Below are 12,490 nucleotides of genomic sequence, written 5' to 3'. Positions count from 1 at the left end.
CCTATTTCGATTTAGGTCGAGTTGACTAGGTCATGAGGATGACGGTTCGGCCTGCGCCGCCGCCCGACAAGTCGTCGAAAGCCTCGTTAATCTCATCGAGAGCGAAGCTGTTGCCCAGCATTGCGTCCAGAGGCAGCTTTCCTGCCAAGTACATCCGCAGGATTTGTGGAATTTGAACCGAAAGATTTGAGGAACCGTACAAGCTTCCTCGGATGGTCTTTTCCTGTTGGACCGCTTGATTTAGGGGGAAACGGATGTCGGTATTCGGGTTGCCCAGTCCAATTACGAAGGCGGTGCCTCGTGGACGCAGTGCGGCAACTGTCGCTGTAATGGTTTCTTCACGCCCGATCGCTTCGATGGCCCAGTGAACTCCCGTTTCGGTGATCTCGAGAACTTGAGTAACTAAGTCCACTAGTTTGCTGTTGATCGTGTGGGTGGCACCCAGCTCCCGGGCTTTATCGAGTTTCTGGTCGTCGATATCGGCCACGATGATGGGGTAGGCGCCGACGGCCGCTGCCCCAATAACTGCGGAAAGTCCGACTCCGCCTGCACCGACAATGAGCACGGATTCACCGGCAGCATGCGGCATGCCGTTGAGAACCGTACCCATACCAGTTACGACGGCGCATCCTACGATTGCCGCAATGGCTGAAGGAACTTCCTTAGGAACTTTAATAAGGGATTCTTCGGAAACAATGCACTCTTGCGCGAAGCAGGAAACACCCATGAGGTGGTGGACAGTCGTGCCATCGTGATCCAAGCGAGAACCGCCGCGCAGCAAGCCATTAGTGACGGCGTGGATCTTGCCCAGAGTGCAAAGTGCCGGACGACCAGAAGAGCAGTATTCGCAGGAGCCGCATCGAGGTCGCCACGTCATGATTACCTTGTCACCAGCTGCCACGCTTCGGACCCCGTCACCAACTTCTTCGACAATCCCAGCCCCTTCATGTCCCATGACTATCGGCGTCTTGCAGGCCAGATCGTTCTTCATATAGTGAAGGTCGCTGTGGCACACGCCTGCTGCCTCTATCCGTACGCGGACTTCCCCAGGGCGCGGTGCGCTAATGACCAACTCGGTCACGCTCAGTGGCACATTGGGCGCTATCATAACTGCGGCTTTCACAAACGACTCCTCGTAAAGATGCTGTCGCTCGTGACGTTTGTCACGGCGACTAGGAGACAGCCTGCGAGCGCGTGTCTTTGAAGTCAAAAGATCGTCCCACTCAGTGGGACAGTCAACACTAGAGGCTTGCCCAGTATGGCGTAGCCCGCACCTGACGGTTCAAGCCGAGCGTCGCGGCATGAACAGCCGGCCCGACTATGCGCATATCTACGCTACCTACCGGTGCAGTGATTGAGATTACTGCGAGCGCCGTTCCATCGTTTCGAAGGATTGGGCTCGCGGCACATGATAAACCGACATAGGACTCTTCAACCTCGTAGGCAATGCCATCTCGGCGCGTACGCTCCAATTGCGCGGCCAATTCCTTCGGATCAACGATGGTCCGAGGCCCGATTTTTGTGAGGGGACTGCCGAGGACCAGTTCCTGGACTTCCACGGCCGAGTGGGCCAACAACGCCTTGCCCCCAGCCGTGGCATAACTGGGGACCCTCCCGCCGATTCGTGAGGGAATACGAAGCTCTCGGTGCTTTCCGCGGAGGATCTCGATATAGACGACATCCATGCCATCAAGCACGCCAAGTTGCACCGTCAAACCCGTTGCCTGCCGAAGATCGGACATGGTGGCCAGTGCCAGTCGGCGCAGGTTCTTTGGCTGCTGCGCCCGTTCCCCCAATTCAAAACACTTCATGCCAATCTGGTAACCGGACTCAGTGTGGGCAACAAAATCGTGCCGATCAAGGTCCACGAGTATCCGCGCAACTGTCGCCTTGGGCAGGCCCGTACGACGCGCAATTTCCGCGCCCGTCAACACCGGGTCTTCGACATTAAACGTCTCGAGGATGACACCAATGCGGTCGACCATCGAGACCGGTACCTGGGGAAAAGGGGCAATCATGCGAACTATTATGCGTCTTACTCAGTGAGACATGCAACACGAATGAACGTAGGCAACAGTTGCGTGGCTAAGCCTATTGAGAGGGGTAGATCCGGCTGAGAAATTGATTATCACCTGGACATCAGCCCGAATCGCCCACTGGTTGAAGCGAAAAGCTCGGCAGTCCCATGGCTTCAACACTATTGAAGGGCCACGTTACGGAAAGCGACGCTTGACTACCCATCCAGGCGAACTTATGCGGTGTGAGACTTAGGAAATATCGTGCCGTGGAAGCTGACAGCAGGCTCAGCGGGCGCCTATTTGTAGTCGTTCTCGGTCAGCTCGATGACGAAGGCACGGCGTTCGGTGATCAACGCATCGCGCATCACGAAGACCTCTGCCATGCTCATGCGCATGGTCTCGCCGTCGGCCCGGCGTGCCTCGCCGGACAGTTCGGCCATCACCACGTCGTCTTCCTCGACCAGGCGCACGATGTCCAGCACCGGCGGCCCAGTGAAGTCCGGGCTTTCGATCGCCTCGTTGTAGGCTTCCTTGCCGCTGAGCCGAAAGTGGCCGAAGACCGTCCATTCGATGTCCTCGGTGAGGCAGGAAAGGATCTGGGCGTGGTCCGACTTGTTGAATCCGTCGATGTACTTCCTGACGGTGTCCTTGTTTGCTGACATGGATGAAACCTCCGGGACTCTTGTGTGGCGTGATGATGGGCGGCAGCAGCGGGAGCGGACACCCGCTGCCCAGCAGCTCGGTCCAAGGGCGCAGTCCTGCCGTTTTCCCAAGGCTATCCACTGGCACGGACGGATGGGAATACTCGCTCAGATAATAACCAAGTGGCTGTAAAGCCTCACTTCGACCTGGAATCACCCTCGCTCCCTAGGCCATTCCTTGCCGGATCGGAAAAAGAAATTCATGACCGTTCGGTCGGCTGAAATAAAGAGTGCCGCTGTGACCCACGTCAAGTATTGTTGGCTTCCAGCGGACAAGCAGCCGCCGACAACTGAATAGTCTTCCGATCACGCGCGGCTGGAGAGTCCCGGACACCACTCGGGCACCGAAGGGGCAAGCACCCGCAATCTCTCAGGTACCAGGAACAGCCGCGTGAGGAAACTCTGGAGAGCAGCCGCCGGGACAGGTGGCTCACCGACGAAGCACGCCGGTGCCATGGGGCACCGGTTTCACTTTCAGGTTCAGGACAGAGCGGGCACGGTGGCACCTGGCAACAACAGAGGCCCGCTCCCACCGCACTGAACCCTTCGATGAACGGTAGAACTCCCCCATGCAAATACCTGCCATATTGCCCGCCGTTGCGGACAGCAACTCCACGGACATCCTCGCCCTCGCCAATTCGCCGGTCCTCTGGGCGTGCGCCATCGGTGTATTCCTGGTCATCATCGTCCAGTCCGTCATCTACATGAAGGCAGCCAGGGTCGCCGCACCTCACATCGGGATGTCCCAGGCCGAGCTGAAGACAAGCTTCCGCGCCGGAGCCATTTCCGCTTTGGGTCCCTCGCTTGCCGTGGTCCTTGTCGCCGTCGCACTGCTGACGATTTTCGGCACCCCCGCTGTCTTGGTGCGCATCGGACTGATCGGTTCGGTGTCCTATGAAACCGCCGCCGCCGCCATTGCCGCCAAAACCGCGGGCGCGGAACTCGGCGGCCCGACATACACGCAGGCGGTCTTCGGCCTGGCCTTGGCCGCCATGAGCCTCGGCGGTGCCATGTGGATGATCGCCACCCTCATCCTCACCCCGTTGCTCAAGCGCGGCGATTCCGCGTTGCGCAAGGTCAACCCGGCCATCATGCTGGTCGTCCCGGGTGCTGCCATGGTTGCCGCATTCATGGTGCTGGGCATCGGCGAACTGCCCAAGTCGTGGCTCCATGTGGTTGCCTTCGTCTCCTCGGCCGCGATCATGACCATCCTGATGGTGGTCGCCAAACGGGTCAACAAGCCGTGGATCAAGGAATGGGCGCTGGGCATTGCCATCATCCTGGCCTTGGCCATCACCTACGCCGCCACCCGCCTCTAGCCGCCGCCAAGATTTCCAGGAGCACATCATGAGCAATGCAACAGAAATCCACCAGGCGCTCGGCGCCTTTGACAAGACCACTTCCCGCTGGGGCCGGATCACCATGATCATTGGCCTGTTCTTTTCCCTGGCCGCCCCTGCCTACCTGGTCTTCTTCGCCGGCCTCGACATCGAACTCTCCGGCATCATCACGGCCTTCGCCGCCCTGGCCGCGGTCTTCGGCGTCATCTGGATTGTCGAGCCGTTGACCTACTTCCCGATCCTTGGCGCCTCCTCCATGTACCAGGCGTTCATGATCGGCAACATCTCCAACAAGCTGCTGCCGGCGGCCATGATTGCCCAGTCGACCATCGGGGTGAAGCCCGGCACCCGCAAGGGCGAGCTGGCCTCGGTCGCCGCCATTTGCGGCGCGGCCACGGTCCACCTGGCCTCGCTGTTCATCTTTGTGGGCCTGCTGGGCACGTGGCTGGTCAGTGTGATCCCGGTCGACATCATCCAAACAGTTCAGTTCTACATCCTGCCGACCGTCATGGGCGCGGTGGTTGTCCAGGCCATCGTGAGCCAGAAGGCCCCGCGCTCGGCAGTAATCGCGCTGGTGGTCTCGGTCATCGTGGTCTTCTTCGCCCAGCTTTACAAGCCCTTCGGACTGTTCTCCACCGCCGTTGCCGTGATTGCCACGGCTGTCCTCGCCTGGGTGTTCCGCGACCGCAAGACCCTGGGCACCCCGGAAGACGTCCCGGTGGACGCCACCCCCGAGGGTCCGGTGTACTGACCGGCACCCCCGGCGACCGTACCGACCCCACTGAAACACGCACTGTAAAAATACTGACCGGCGGCGGCACCCTGCGGTGCCGCCGCCACCCCAAAGCAAGGAACCCCCAGCCCCATGGCCAGCACCACGATTCCCCAGTCCCTGAAAATGTCCGCGGCTTCGGCGGCCGAAATGGGCGATACCTACAAGCACTTGCATGCCACCCCCGAGCTGTCCATGCAGGAACACAAGACCGCAGACTACCTGGCCAAGCGGCTCGAGGACTTGGGGCTTGAGGTGTTCCGCTGCGGCGGCACCGGCGTGGTCGGCGTGCTGCGCAACGGCGAGGGACCGGTCATCGGCCTGCGCGCCGACACCGACGGGCTGCCGGTGCTCGAGGACACCGGCCTCGACTACGCCAGCACCGCGACCGGTTTCCTGGATGACGGCACCGAGGTCCCGACCATGCACGCCTGCGGCCACGACACCCACATGGCCACCGCGCTGAAGACTGCCGAGCTCTACGCCGGTGCCACCGACGCCTGGGCCGGGACCATCGTCTTCGTGCTGCAGCCCGGCGAGGAAACCGCCGCCGGCGCCCGCGCCATGGTTGAGGACGGGCTCTGGGACAAGGCGCCGAAGCCGGAGATCATGTTCGGCCAGCACGTGATGAACGGGCTCACCGGCACCGTCTCGCTGATGGGCGGAGCGGCTATGACCACCGCCGACTCCTTCAAGGTCACCGTCTTCGGCCAGGGCTCGCACGGCTCGATGCCCGAGCACTCCATTGACCCGATCGTGCTGGGCGCGTCCATGGTGCTGCGACTGCAGACCATTGTCTCGCGCCAGGTCGCCCCGCAGTCCGCGGCCGTGCTGACCATCGGGTCGTTCCACGCCGGGCTCAAGGAAAACGTCATCCCCGACCGCGCCGTGTTCACCATCAACGTGCGCACCTTCGAACCCGAGGTCAGGGACATCGTCCTCACCTCGATCCGGCGCATCATTGCCGCCGAGGCCGAGGCCTCCGGCGCATCCGAGCCACTGATCGAGGACATCTCCAACTTCCCGCCGCTCTACAACGACCCGGCCGAAACCGAAAAGCTGGCCGAGGAATTCCGCGATGAGTTCGGCGAGGAGCGCGTCCTGCAGGGCTCGCCGGTTATGGGCAGCGAGGACTTCGGTGCGCTCGCCGCGGCGATCGGCGTGCCCTCGGTGTTCTGGTTCTTCGGCGGCAACGACGCCAAGACCCTGGCCGCCGGCCACCCGCCGGCAAACCACTCGCCCTTCTTCGCCCCGGTCATGGAACCGACGCTGAGCACCGGCGTCGAGGCAGCGGTCCGCGCCCTGTACTCGAAGGTCGGCAAGTAGCGTAGACCTTCAATCCTCCGGCCAGGTCTTCTTGCTGAAGGCCTGGCCGGAGGCATATATATGGACTTTGGACGGCATCGCGCGCGTGCAGGGTCCTTAGCGGCTACCGCGCAACAGCGCGCCGATTTCGCCAGCGGTCCGCACCACGGCGGTGCCGTACTCCTCATACTTTGCGGGCTCGATGCGGCTCGAGGGCCCGGAAATCGATACGCTGCCGACCGGCACTCCCGCGGAATTCACGATGGGCGCCCCCAGCGACGTGATACCGCTGCTCAACCCCTCCTCGTTGATGGCGTAGCCGCGCTCCCGAGTTTCCCGCACCAGTTTCCACACGCCCTCGGGGTCGGTGACGGTTTGCTCGCTGACGCCCTCCAGCGGACCTGCAAGGACGTCGCGGACAAACTCGTCGGTGGAGGCTCCCAGGAAGGCCAATCCCGTTGCCGACGCGTGCAGGGGAATGGGGGTTCCCAGCGCCAGGAACGCGCGCAGCACATGCGGGGTGTCCAGCCGCTCGATGACAACCAGCGACTTTCCGTCCGGGACACACAGGTGCACCGTTTCCCGGGTGTCCAGTTGCAGTCCGTTCATCGGGCCGATGGCGATGTCCCGCAGGTCAACGCCCAGACCGGCACGCGCGGTCACGGCATACGCGTGAAACGAGAGCGACCAGGCCGCGTCCCGCGTATCGCTTTGCTGCACCCAATTCATCTCCTTGAGTGTCGCGAGCATGCGCAGGACCGTGGCCTTTGACCCTCCGGTCCGCTTGGCAATGTCGGAAAGCCCGATGGGCTGGTGCAGCGAGATTGTCTCAATGACCTGGATTGCCGTCTTCACGCTTTGCGTACTCACCGTGGATGTACCCGTTTCTTCCCTTGACCAACGCCTTGTTGTGATATAGCTTACATCCGAATTCCGAAAATGAACCGTCGGTTCAACCAGTGAACCGCAAGATGTGCAAGTGAAAGGACGAGCGTGAGTTCTCAAATCATTGCCTTGTTGATCTTCGTGGGGATCTTTGCCGTGGCCACGCTTCGAAAGGTCCACCTCGGCGTCATCATGTTCGCCGCGGCCGCAGGTGTCGGCATTTGGCTGGCTGACCTGGAAATGAAGCAGGTGATCGGGGGCTTCCCCGTCTCCATCCTGGTGCTGCTCGTGGGGGTGACCTATTTCTTCGCCATCGCCCAGGAGAACGGGACCGTTGACAAGATCATCGAATCCGCGATTGCGAAGGTCGGCGACAACGCCTTTGTTCTCCCCATCGTCTTCTTTGCACTGTCCGTCGGCATCTCGGCCATGGGCTCCCCGCTGGCGGGCCTCGTCCTGACACCCATCGGCATGCCGCTCGCCAAGAAATACGGGATCGACCGGATGCTGATGGGACTTGCCATCGGGTGCGGCCTGAGCGCCGGCGGGTTCGCCCCGACCAGCCTCTTTGGCATCGTGACCTATGGGACCGCCCACTCGGTCGGAATCCCGCTGAACCCGCTGCTGCTCTTCGGCGTCGCACTCGGCGCCAACCTCGTGTTGATGATCGCCGCCTACGCCATGTTCGGCGGTTTCGCGCTGCTCAGGTCGCGGGCAACCGGGACCCTCAAGCCCTCCGACGCGCCGCGTTTCGCGGGCCGCGGCCCGCTTCCGGCCCACCCGTTCGAGCGCGAGGGGCTGATGCGCCGCAGCGCCGAGGCGGCCCGCAGCGGCCTGCAGACCCTCGAGCGGGCCGATGCCGCGCCGACCGCGCGCCCCAGGATGAACGGCACCCAGCTGGTCACCGTCCTGTGCATGCTCGGACTGCTCACCAGCGTCATCGTCCTGGCCGTGTGCGGCCTGGACCCGGACATCGGCATCCTGTGTTTCGCCTTCGCTTCGGTCATGACCTTGGTCGACCCCAAGACCGGCAAGACCGCCGTGGGCAAGATCGACTGGTCCACCGTCCTGATGGTCGGCGGCATCATCACCTTCGTCGGCGTGCTGCAGAAAATGGGAGCCGTCGAGCTGCTGGGCGAGGCGGCCAGCCAAATCGGCGCCCCGCTTGTCGCGGCCCTGGTCATTTGCCTGATCGGCGGCCTGGTGTCGGCCTTCGCCTCCACCACCGGAATGCTCGCGGCCCTGGTGCCGCTGGCCATCCCGCTGGTGGCCTCGGGCGACATTGCAGGTTGGGCCCTGATCGCCGCGCTCGGTGTCTGTTTCTCGATCGTGGATGTCTCCCCGTTTTCCACCGTGGGGGCCACGCTGGTGGCCACCGTCGAGGAAGACGAGCGCCCGCGCATCAACAGGCTCTTGACCAGGTGGGGCATGTCCATGGTCGTGATCGGCCCGCTGGGACTGGTGGGCACCCTCGTTCTTCCCACCATGTTCTAGGCAGCCATGTCAGATTCATTTCCCCAGAAAGAGGACACCTTGCTTCCCTTGAGCGGTATTCGCGTCATCGACCTCAGCCGCGCGCTGGCCGGCCCCTACTGCACCGCATTGCTCGCGGACCTGGGTGCGGACGTCATCAAGATCGAGACCGTCACCGGCGGGGACTCCTCGCGGGCCTGGCCGCCGTTCGACGGGGACCACAGCCTGTATTTCGATTCCACCAATCGAAACAAGAAGTCGATCTCGCTGGATCTCTACAGCGACGCCGGACGGGAACTGCTCACCGGATTGCTGGCCGATGCCGATGCACTGGTGGAGAATTTCAAGCCGGGAACCATGGAAAAGATGGGACTCGGGGCCGAACGGCTGCGGGCCGTCAATCCGCGGCTCATCGTGTCCTCCATTACCGGCTACGGCACGGCCGGACCCTGGAAGGACCGTGCCGGACTGGACCAGGTCATCCAGGCCGCCTCCGGACTGACCTCGGTCACCGGCAGAAGCGCGGAGGAGACCTACCGCGTGGGAATCCCGATCGTCGACATCACCACTGGCATGGTTTCCGCCTTTGCGCTGGTTAGCGCGCTCTATGCGCGGGCAACGGGCGGGACAGCACAGAGTGTCTCCACCTCGCTCTTCGAGACCGCGCTGGGGCTCTCCGCCTTCCAGGGCCAGACCGCCTTGACGCTGGATCGAGCACCGCAGCCCCAGGGAAACAACCATCCAACCATTGCCCCATACGGTGCCTATGCCACGGCCAGCGACGACATCGTGGTGGCTGTTGCCACCGAGTCACAGTGGGCCGCGTTCTGCTCGGTCATCGGGCGAACCGACCTGCCCAAAGAGCCGCGATTCACCACCGGCCGGGACCGTGCGTTGCACCGCGAGGAGCTCAACGAGCTGATCACCCGGGAGCTGTCGACCCGCCCGGCCGCCGCATGGATCGAGGAGCTCAATGGCGTGGGGATCCCCAGCGGTCCGGTGTTCGACTATTTGCAGGCGGTCAACAGCGACCAGGCCCGCGCGCTGGGACTGATCGCCGAAACCCGGCGCTCCGACGGATCGGAGTTGCGCGTGCTGCGCGGACCCGTGAGCATCGACCAGGCACCCACGCCGGTGCGCCAGGCACCGCCCGCCCTGGGCGAACACAGCCGCGAGATCCTCTCCGGCATGGGACTCGACAACGAACAAATCGACCGACTGATGGCAGAGGGCATCGTGCGGGAGCCGGCCGTCCTGGCCCCGAGCGGAGCGACGGCATGAGCGCAACCACGGGGGCAGCGGCCCAAACGCTGGCAGGTCGCATCTCCAGTGAAATCAAGGGCGACATCGGCGAGATCGTGATTGAGAACCCGAACCAGCGCAATGCCCTGACCCGGGACATGTGCATCGAACTTGCCGCACAGGTGCGCCGGCTCGATGCCGACCCCCAGGTCAAGGTCATCACGCTGCGTGGCAGCGGAGACGACTTTTCGGCCGGTGCCGCCATCAACGAACTTGACCACATCTTGTTCGATGCGGGCCCGGACGGGGAATCCATCGACCACCTCAGTGCCGCCGATGCAGCGATCGGTGCGGCGCGCAAGCCGACCGTCGCGCTGGTGCGCGGGACCTGCATGGGTGGCGGCTGGCAAATTGCCTCGGCCTGCGACATGAGCATTGCCGCCGATTCCGTCAGGCTTGCGGTCACCCCGTCCAAATTGGGCATCATCTATCCGCGTTCCGGCATTGAACGGCTGGTTCAGCGTCTGGGCGCGGACAAGGCGAAGTACGTGCTGTTCAGCGCGGACCTGATTCCGGCGGACAAGGCAGCGGCCTGGGGGCTGTTGACGGACGTGGTCCCGGAGGACGAGTTCGAGGTCCTGAGCCAGAGACTGGTCTCACGCATGGCAACGCGCTCGCAATATTCGATCCACACCATGAAGTCGCTGATCGATTCGATGGTCTCCGGAAGCGATACGGAGGACGAGCTATGGCGCGAGGAATGGGCGAAGCTGCCGGCCAGCGAGGACTTCGCCGTCGGCCAACGCGCGTTCCTGGAAGGCGAAAGGCCGCGCTTCACCTGGGGCGGCTGAGCCCGAAGCCGTTGCCTCGCGGGAACGGTGGGCGGACATACGCCACGCGAAATGTCCGCCCACCCATTACTCCGGATCCGATGGCGTTAGAACACGATGACCGGCTTCAGCGTCGAGCCGTCCGCGGAATCGGCGAAGGCCCGGTTGATGTCCTCGAACGGGTACTTCTTGATCAGTTTGTCGAACGGGAACAGGCCCCTGGTGTGCAGGCTGACCAGCCGGGGAATGAATTCCTTGGGCACCGCGTCGCCCTCGATGACCATGGAAACCTTGATCCCGGTCAGCAGCAGGTTGCCGATGGCGAACGGCGCCTCGGTCCCCAGCTTGGCGGCGCCGACCAGGGCACCGTGGCCCCGGGTGGCCAAGGCCTGGGTCATCTGGGAGAACACCGGGGGCACCCCGGTGGTGTCCAGCGCGAAGTTGGCGCCTCCACCGGTGATTTCCTTGATCGCCTCGACCGGGTCGGTCTCCTTGGAGTTCACGGTGTGGGTGGCTCCCAGCTCCTTGGCGAAGTCCAGGCGTTCGGGGACGATGTCCACCATGATGATCGTCGTCGCGCCGGCGGCCTTGGCCGCCAGCATTCCGGCCATGCCCACCGCTCCGGTGCCGAACACCGCGATGGAGGAACCGGGCTGTGGTTGCAGGACATTGAGCACGGCCCCGGAACCGGTCATGATGCCGCAGCCCAGGGGACCAAGGATCTCCAGCGGCACGCCATCGGGGACCTTGACCGCCCCGTGGGCCACCACGTTGGTGTGCTCGGCAAAGGACGACTGGCCGAAGAAGTGCGATCCGATCGGTCCCTGCGAGTCGGAAAAGGACTTCGAGCCATCCGGGCGCTGGACTCCGAAGTTCCGGTCGTAGAAGTTCACGCAATACATTGGATGCCCGGCGAGGCATTGCTCGCAGCGACCGCAGAAGGCCGGGCCGATGACGACCTTGTCACCCTCGGCGAATCCCTGCACGTCCGAGCCAACGGCCTCGACGATCCCGGCACCCTCGTGGCCCAGGACCACCGGCAGCGGAACCGGGTACCACTGGTCGCGGATGATGGCATCGGTATGGCAAACCCCGGAGGCAACCATCCTCACCCGCAGTTCGTCGGCGCGCGGGTCGTCAACCTCGATTTCGCGAATTTCCAGGTCGGTTTCGGGGGCAATGGCCACTGCTGCTCTCGTCTTCATGGTTTTTCCCTTCGGGTCTAGGAGAATGACGGAGGGTACGTGCCCGGTGGAAGCGTGGGCTCCATATCCCGCACAACTGTGGTGATCCGCACGTAAGGCGCAACGGCGCGAAGGTCACCGCTTTCAGCTAACCCCGCGGCACGGGGATGGTCAAGGATGAAGTGGGGACCATAACGGCGGAATCGTCGCCCATGCCCGGATGGCCTTGCGCGATGGGTCAGCTGGCGCAAGGCTGGTGGTGACACTGCACCGACCGCTGCAAGGAAGCATGATGTTGAAGCTCGAGGACCTCGCCCTGGAACGGATCGCCTGGGCCATGCAGGACGACGGTTCCATGGGCGCCGAGTTCTACCTGAACCTGGATACCGGGGACGTGGTGCTGCCCGGCTTCGAGGAGGACCTTGACCAGTCGGACATCGAGGAGGGAAATTTTGCCTCGATCGACCACGTCGAGTCCTACGAGTCGTTCCGCCACATGGAGGACTTCGCCTACGCGCTGCCCGAGGGCGAGGCCCGCACAAAACTCGAGCAGACACTGATCCGCAGCAAGCCGTTCCGACATTTCAGGGACGTGCTGGGCACCTTCCCGGAAGAACGCGAAGCCTGGTACAGGTTCAAGGACGAGGCCATGCGTGCAGTTGTCATCCGGTGGCTGGTCGGGATCAAGGCCATTGAAGACCCCGATCCCGACGACGCCTTCGGAACCGAGCAGGCGTAGG

The 12,490-nt window shown here is 63.1% G+C and carries 12 protein-coding genes and 1 riboswitch; of the genes, 7 read left to right on the top strand and 5 right to left on the bottom strand.

Annotated features, from left to right (window positions below):
* Positions 1-25 precede the first annotated feature (25 nt).
* The 3 genes from KRR55_RS01395 to KRR55_RS01385 all read right to left on the bottom strand — a co-directional run bounded on the left by KRR55_RS01395 (position 26) and on the right by KRR55_RS01385 (position 2,680).
* Entirely contained in the window at positions 26-1,108 is a 1,083-nt protein-coding gene (locus tag KRR55_RS01395) for a zinc-binding dehydrogenase (RefSeq protein ID WP_217387665.1), read from the bottom strand.
* 133 nt (positions 1,109-1,241) lie between these two features.
* Positions 1,242-2,018, bottom strand: a complete 777-nt coding sequence (locus KRR55_RS01390; RefSeq protein WP_217387247.1) for an IclR family transcriptional regulator — start codon at positions 2,016-2,018, stop codon at positions 1,242-1,244.
* 296 nt (positions 2,019-2,314) lie between these two features.
* On the bottom strand, positions 2,315-2,680 hold the full coding sequence (locus tag KRR55_RS01385; RefSeq protein WP_217387246.1) for a nuclear transport factor 2 family protein: 366 nt from the start codon (positions 2,678-2,680) through the stop codon (positions 2,315-2,317).
* Positions 2,681-3,025: 345 nt separating this feature from the next.
* Positions 3,026-3,116: riboswitch (glycine riboswitch) on the top strand.
* A 172-nt stretch (positions 3,117-3,288) separates the two neighbouring features.
* On the opposite strand from KRR55_RS01385, the gene KRR55_RS01380 reads away from it, so the two are divergent.
* From KRR55_RS01380 to KRR55_RS01370, 3 genes are all read left to right on the top strand, one after another.
* Positions 3,289-4,038: a DUF5058 family protein gene (locus KRR55_RS01380; protein ID WP_217387245.1), complete on the top strand. Its 750-nt coding sequence runs from the start codon at positions 3,289-3,291 to the stop codon at positions 4,036-4,038.
* A 28-nt stretch (positions 4,039-4,066) separates the two neighbouring features.
* Positions 4,067-4,810 (top strand): hypothetical protein, encoded by a 744-nt coding sequence (locus tag KRR55_RS01375; protein ID WP_217387244.1) that lies wholly within the window; start codon positions 4,067-4,069, stop codon positions 4,808-4,810.
* Positions 4,811-4,924: 114 nt separating this feature from the next.
* Positions 4,925-6,157: an amidohydrolase gene (locus KRR55_RS01370; RefSeq protein WP_217387243.1), complete on the top strand. Its 1,233-nt coding sequence runs from the start codon at positions 4,925-4,927 to the stop codon at positions 6,155-6,157.
* Between the two features lie 96 nt (positions 6,158-6,253).
* On the opposite strand, the gene KRR55_RS01365 is transcribed toward KRR55_RS01370, so the two are convergent.
* Entirely contained in the window at positions 6,254-7,006 is a 753-nt protein-coding gene (locus tag KRR55_RS01365; protein ID WP_217387242.1) for an IclR family transcriptional regulator, read from the bottom strand.
* A 123-nt stretch (positions 7,007-7,129) separates the two neighbouring features.
* On the opposite strand from KRR55_RS01365, the gene KRR55_RS01360 reads away from it, so the two are divergent.
* Genes KRR55_RS01360 through KRR55_RS01350 form a run of 3 tightly spaced genes read left to right on the top strand, consistent with a single transcriptional unit; the run spans position 7,130 to position 10,587 of the window.
* Positions 7,130-8,515, top strand: a complete 1,386-nt coding sequence (locus KRR55_RS01360; protein ID WP_217387241.1) for an SLC13 family permease — start codon at positions 7,130-7,132, stop codon at positions 8,513-8,515.
* A gap of 48 nt (positions 8,516-8,563) precedes the next feature.
* Complete coding sequence (locus tag KRR55_RS01355; protein WP_254455731.1) at positions 8,564-9,775, top strand: CaiB/BaiF CoA transferase family protein; 1,212 nt, start codon at positions 8,564-8,566, stop codon at positions 9,773-9,775.
* Positions 9,772-10,587 (top strand): enoyl-CoA hydratase/isomerase family protein, encoded by an 816-nt coding sequence (locus tag KRR55_RS01350; protein ID WP_217387239.1) that lies wholly within the window; start codon positions 9,772-9,774, stop codon positions 10,585-10,587. The genes KRR55_RS01355 and KRR55_RS01350 overlap by 4 nt, the downstream gene beginning before the upstream one ends.
* Before the next feature lie 86 nt (positions 10,588-10,673).
* Here KRR55_RS01350 and KRR55_RS01345 read toward each other — a convergent pair whose 3' ends face one another.
* Positions 10,674-11,771, bottom strand: coding sequence for an NAD(P)-dependent alcohol dehydrogenase (locus KRR55_RS01345; RefSeq protein ID WP_217387238.1), 1,098 nt, complete (start codon positions 11,769-11,771; stop codon positions 10,674-10,676).
* 268 nt (positions 11,772-12,039) lie between these two features.
* Here KRR55_RS01345 and KRR55_RS01340 point away from each other — a divergent pair, with 268 nt between their 5' ends.
* Positions 12,040-12,489 (top strand): UPF0158 family protein, encoded by a 450-nt coding sequence (locus KRR55_RS01340; protein WP_217387237.1) that lies wholly within the window; start codon positions 12,040-12,042, stop codon positions 12,487-12,489.
* The last annotated feature ends 1 nt before the right edge of the window (position 12,490 follow it).

The sequence above is a fragment of the Paeniglutamicibacter quisquiliarum genome, assembly GCF_019084045.1.
GTDB classification, from domain to species: Bacteria; Actinomycetota; Actinomycetes; order Actinomycetales; family Micrococcaceae; genus Paeniglutamicibacter; species Paeniglutamicibacter quisquiliarum.
This window is presented reverse-complemented; position numbering and strand designations above follow the sequence as displayed.

Bases quoted from the DNA above. Each gene is read 5' to 3' on its own strand.
- KRR55_RS01395 (WP_217387665.1), bottom strand. From the start codon at position 1,108: ATGATAGCGCCCAATGTGCCACTGAGCGTGACCGAGTTGGTCATTAGC.
- KRR55_RS01390 (WP_217387247.1), bottom strand. From the start codon at position 2,018: ATGATTGCCCCTTTTCCCCAGGTACCGGTCTCGATGGTCGACCGCATT.
- KRR55_RS01385 (WP_217387246.1), bottom strand. From the start codon at position 2,680: ATGTCAGCAAACAAGGACACCGTCAGGAAGTACATCGACGGATTCAAC.
- KRR55_RS01380 (WP_217387245.1), top strand. From the start codon at position 3,289: ATGCAAATACCTGCCATATTGCCCGCCGTTGCGGACAGCAACTCCACG.
- KRR55_RS01375 (WP_217387244.1), top strand. From the start codon at position 4,067: ATGAGCAATGCAACAGAAATCCACCAGGCGCTCGGCGCCTTTGACAAG.
- KRR55_RS01370 (WP_217387243.1), top strand. From the start codon at position 4,925: ATGGCCAGCACCACGATTCCCCAGTCCCTGAAAATGTCCGCGGCTTCG.
- KRR55_RS01350 (WP_217387239.1), top strand. From the start codon at position 9,772: ATGAGCGCAACCACGGGGGCAGCGGCCCAAACGCTGGCAGGTCGCATC.
- KRR55_RS01345 (WP_217387238.1), bottom strand. From the start codon at position 11,771: ATGAAGACGAGAGCAGCAGTGGCCATTGCCCCCGAAACCGACCTGGAA.
- KRR55_RS01340 (WP_217387237.1), top strand. From the start codon at position 12,040: ATGATGTTGAAGCTCGAGGACCTCGCCCTGGAACGGATCGCCTGGGCC.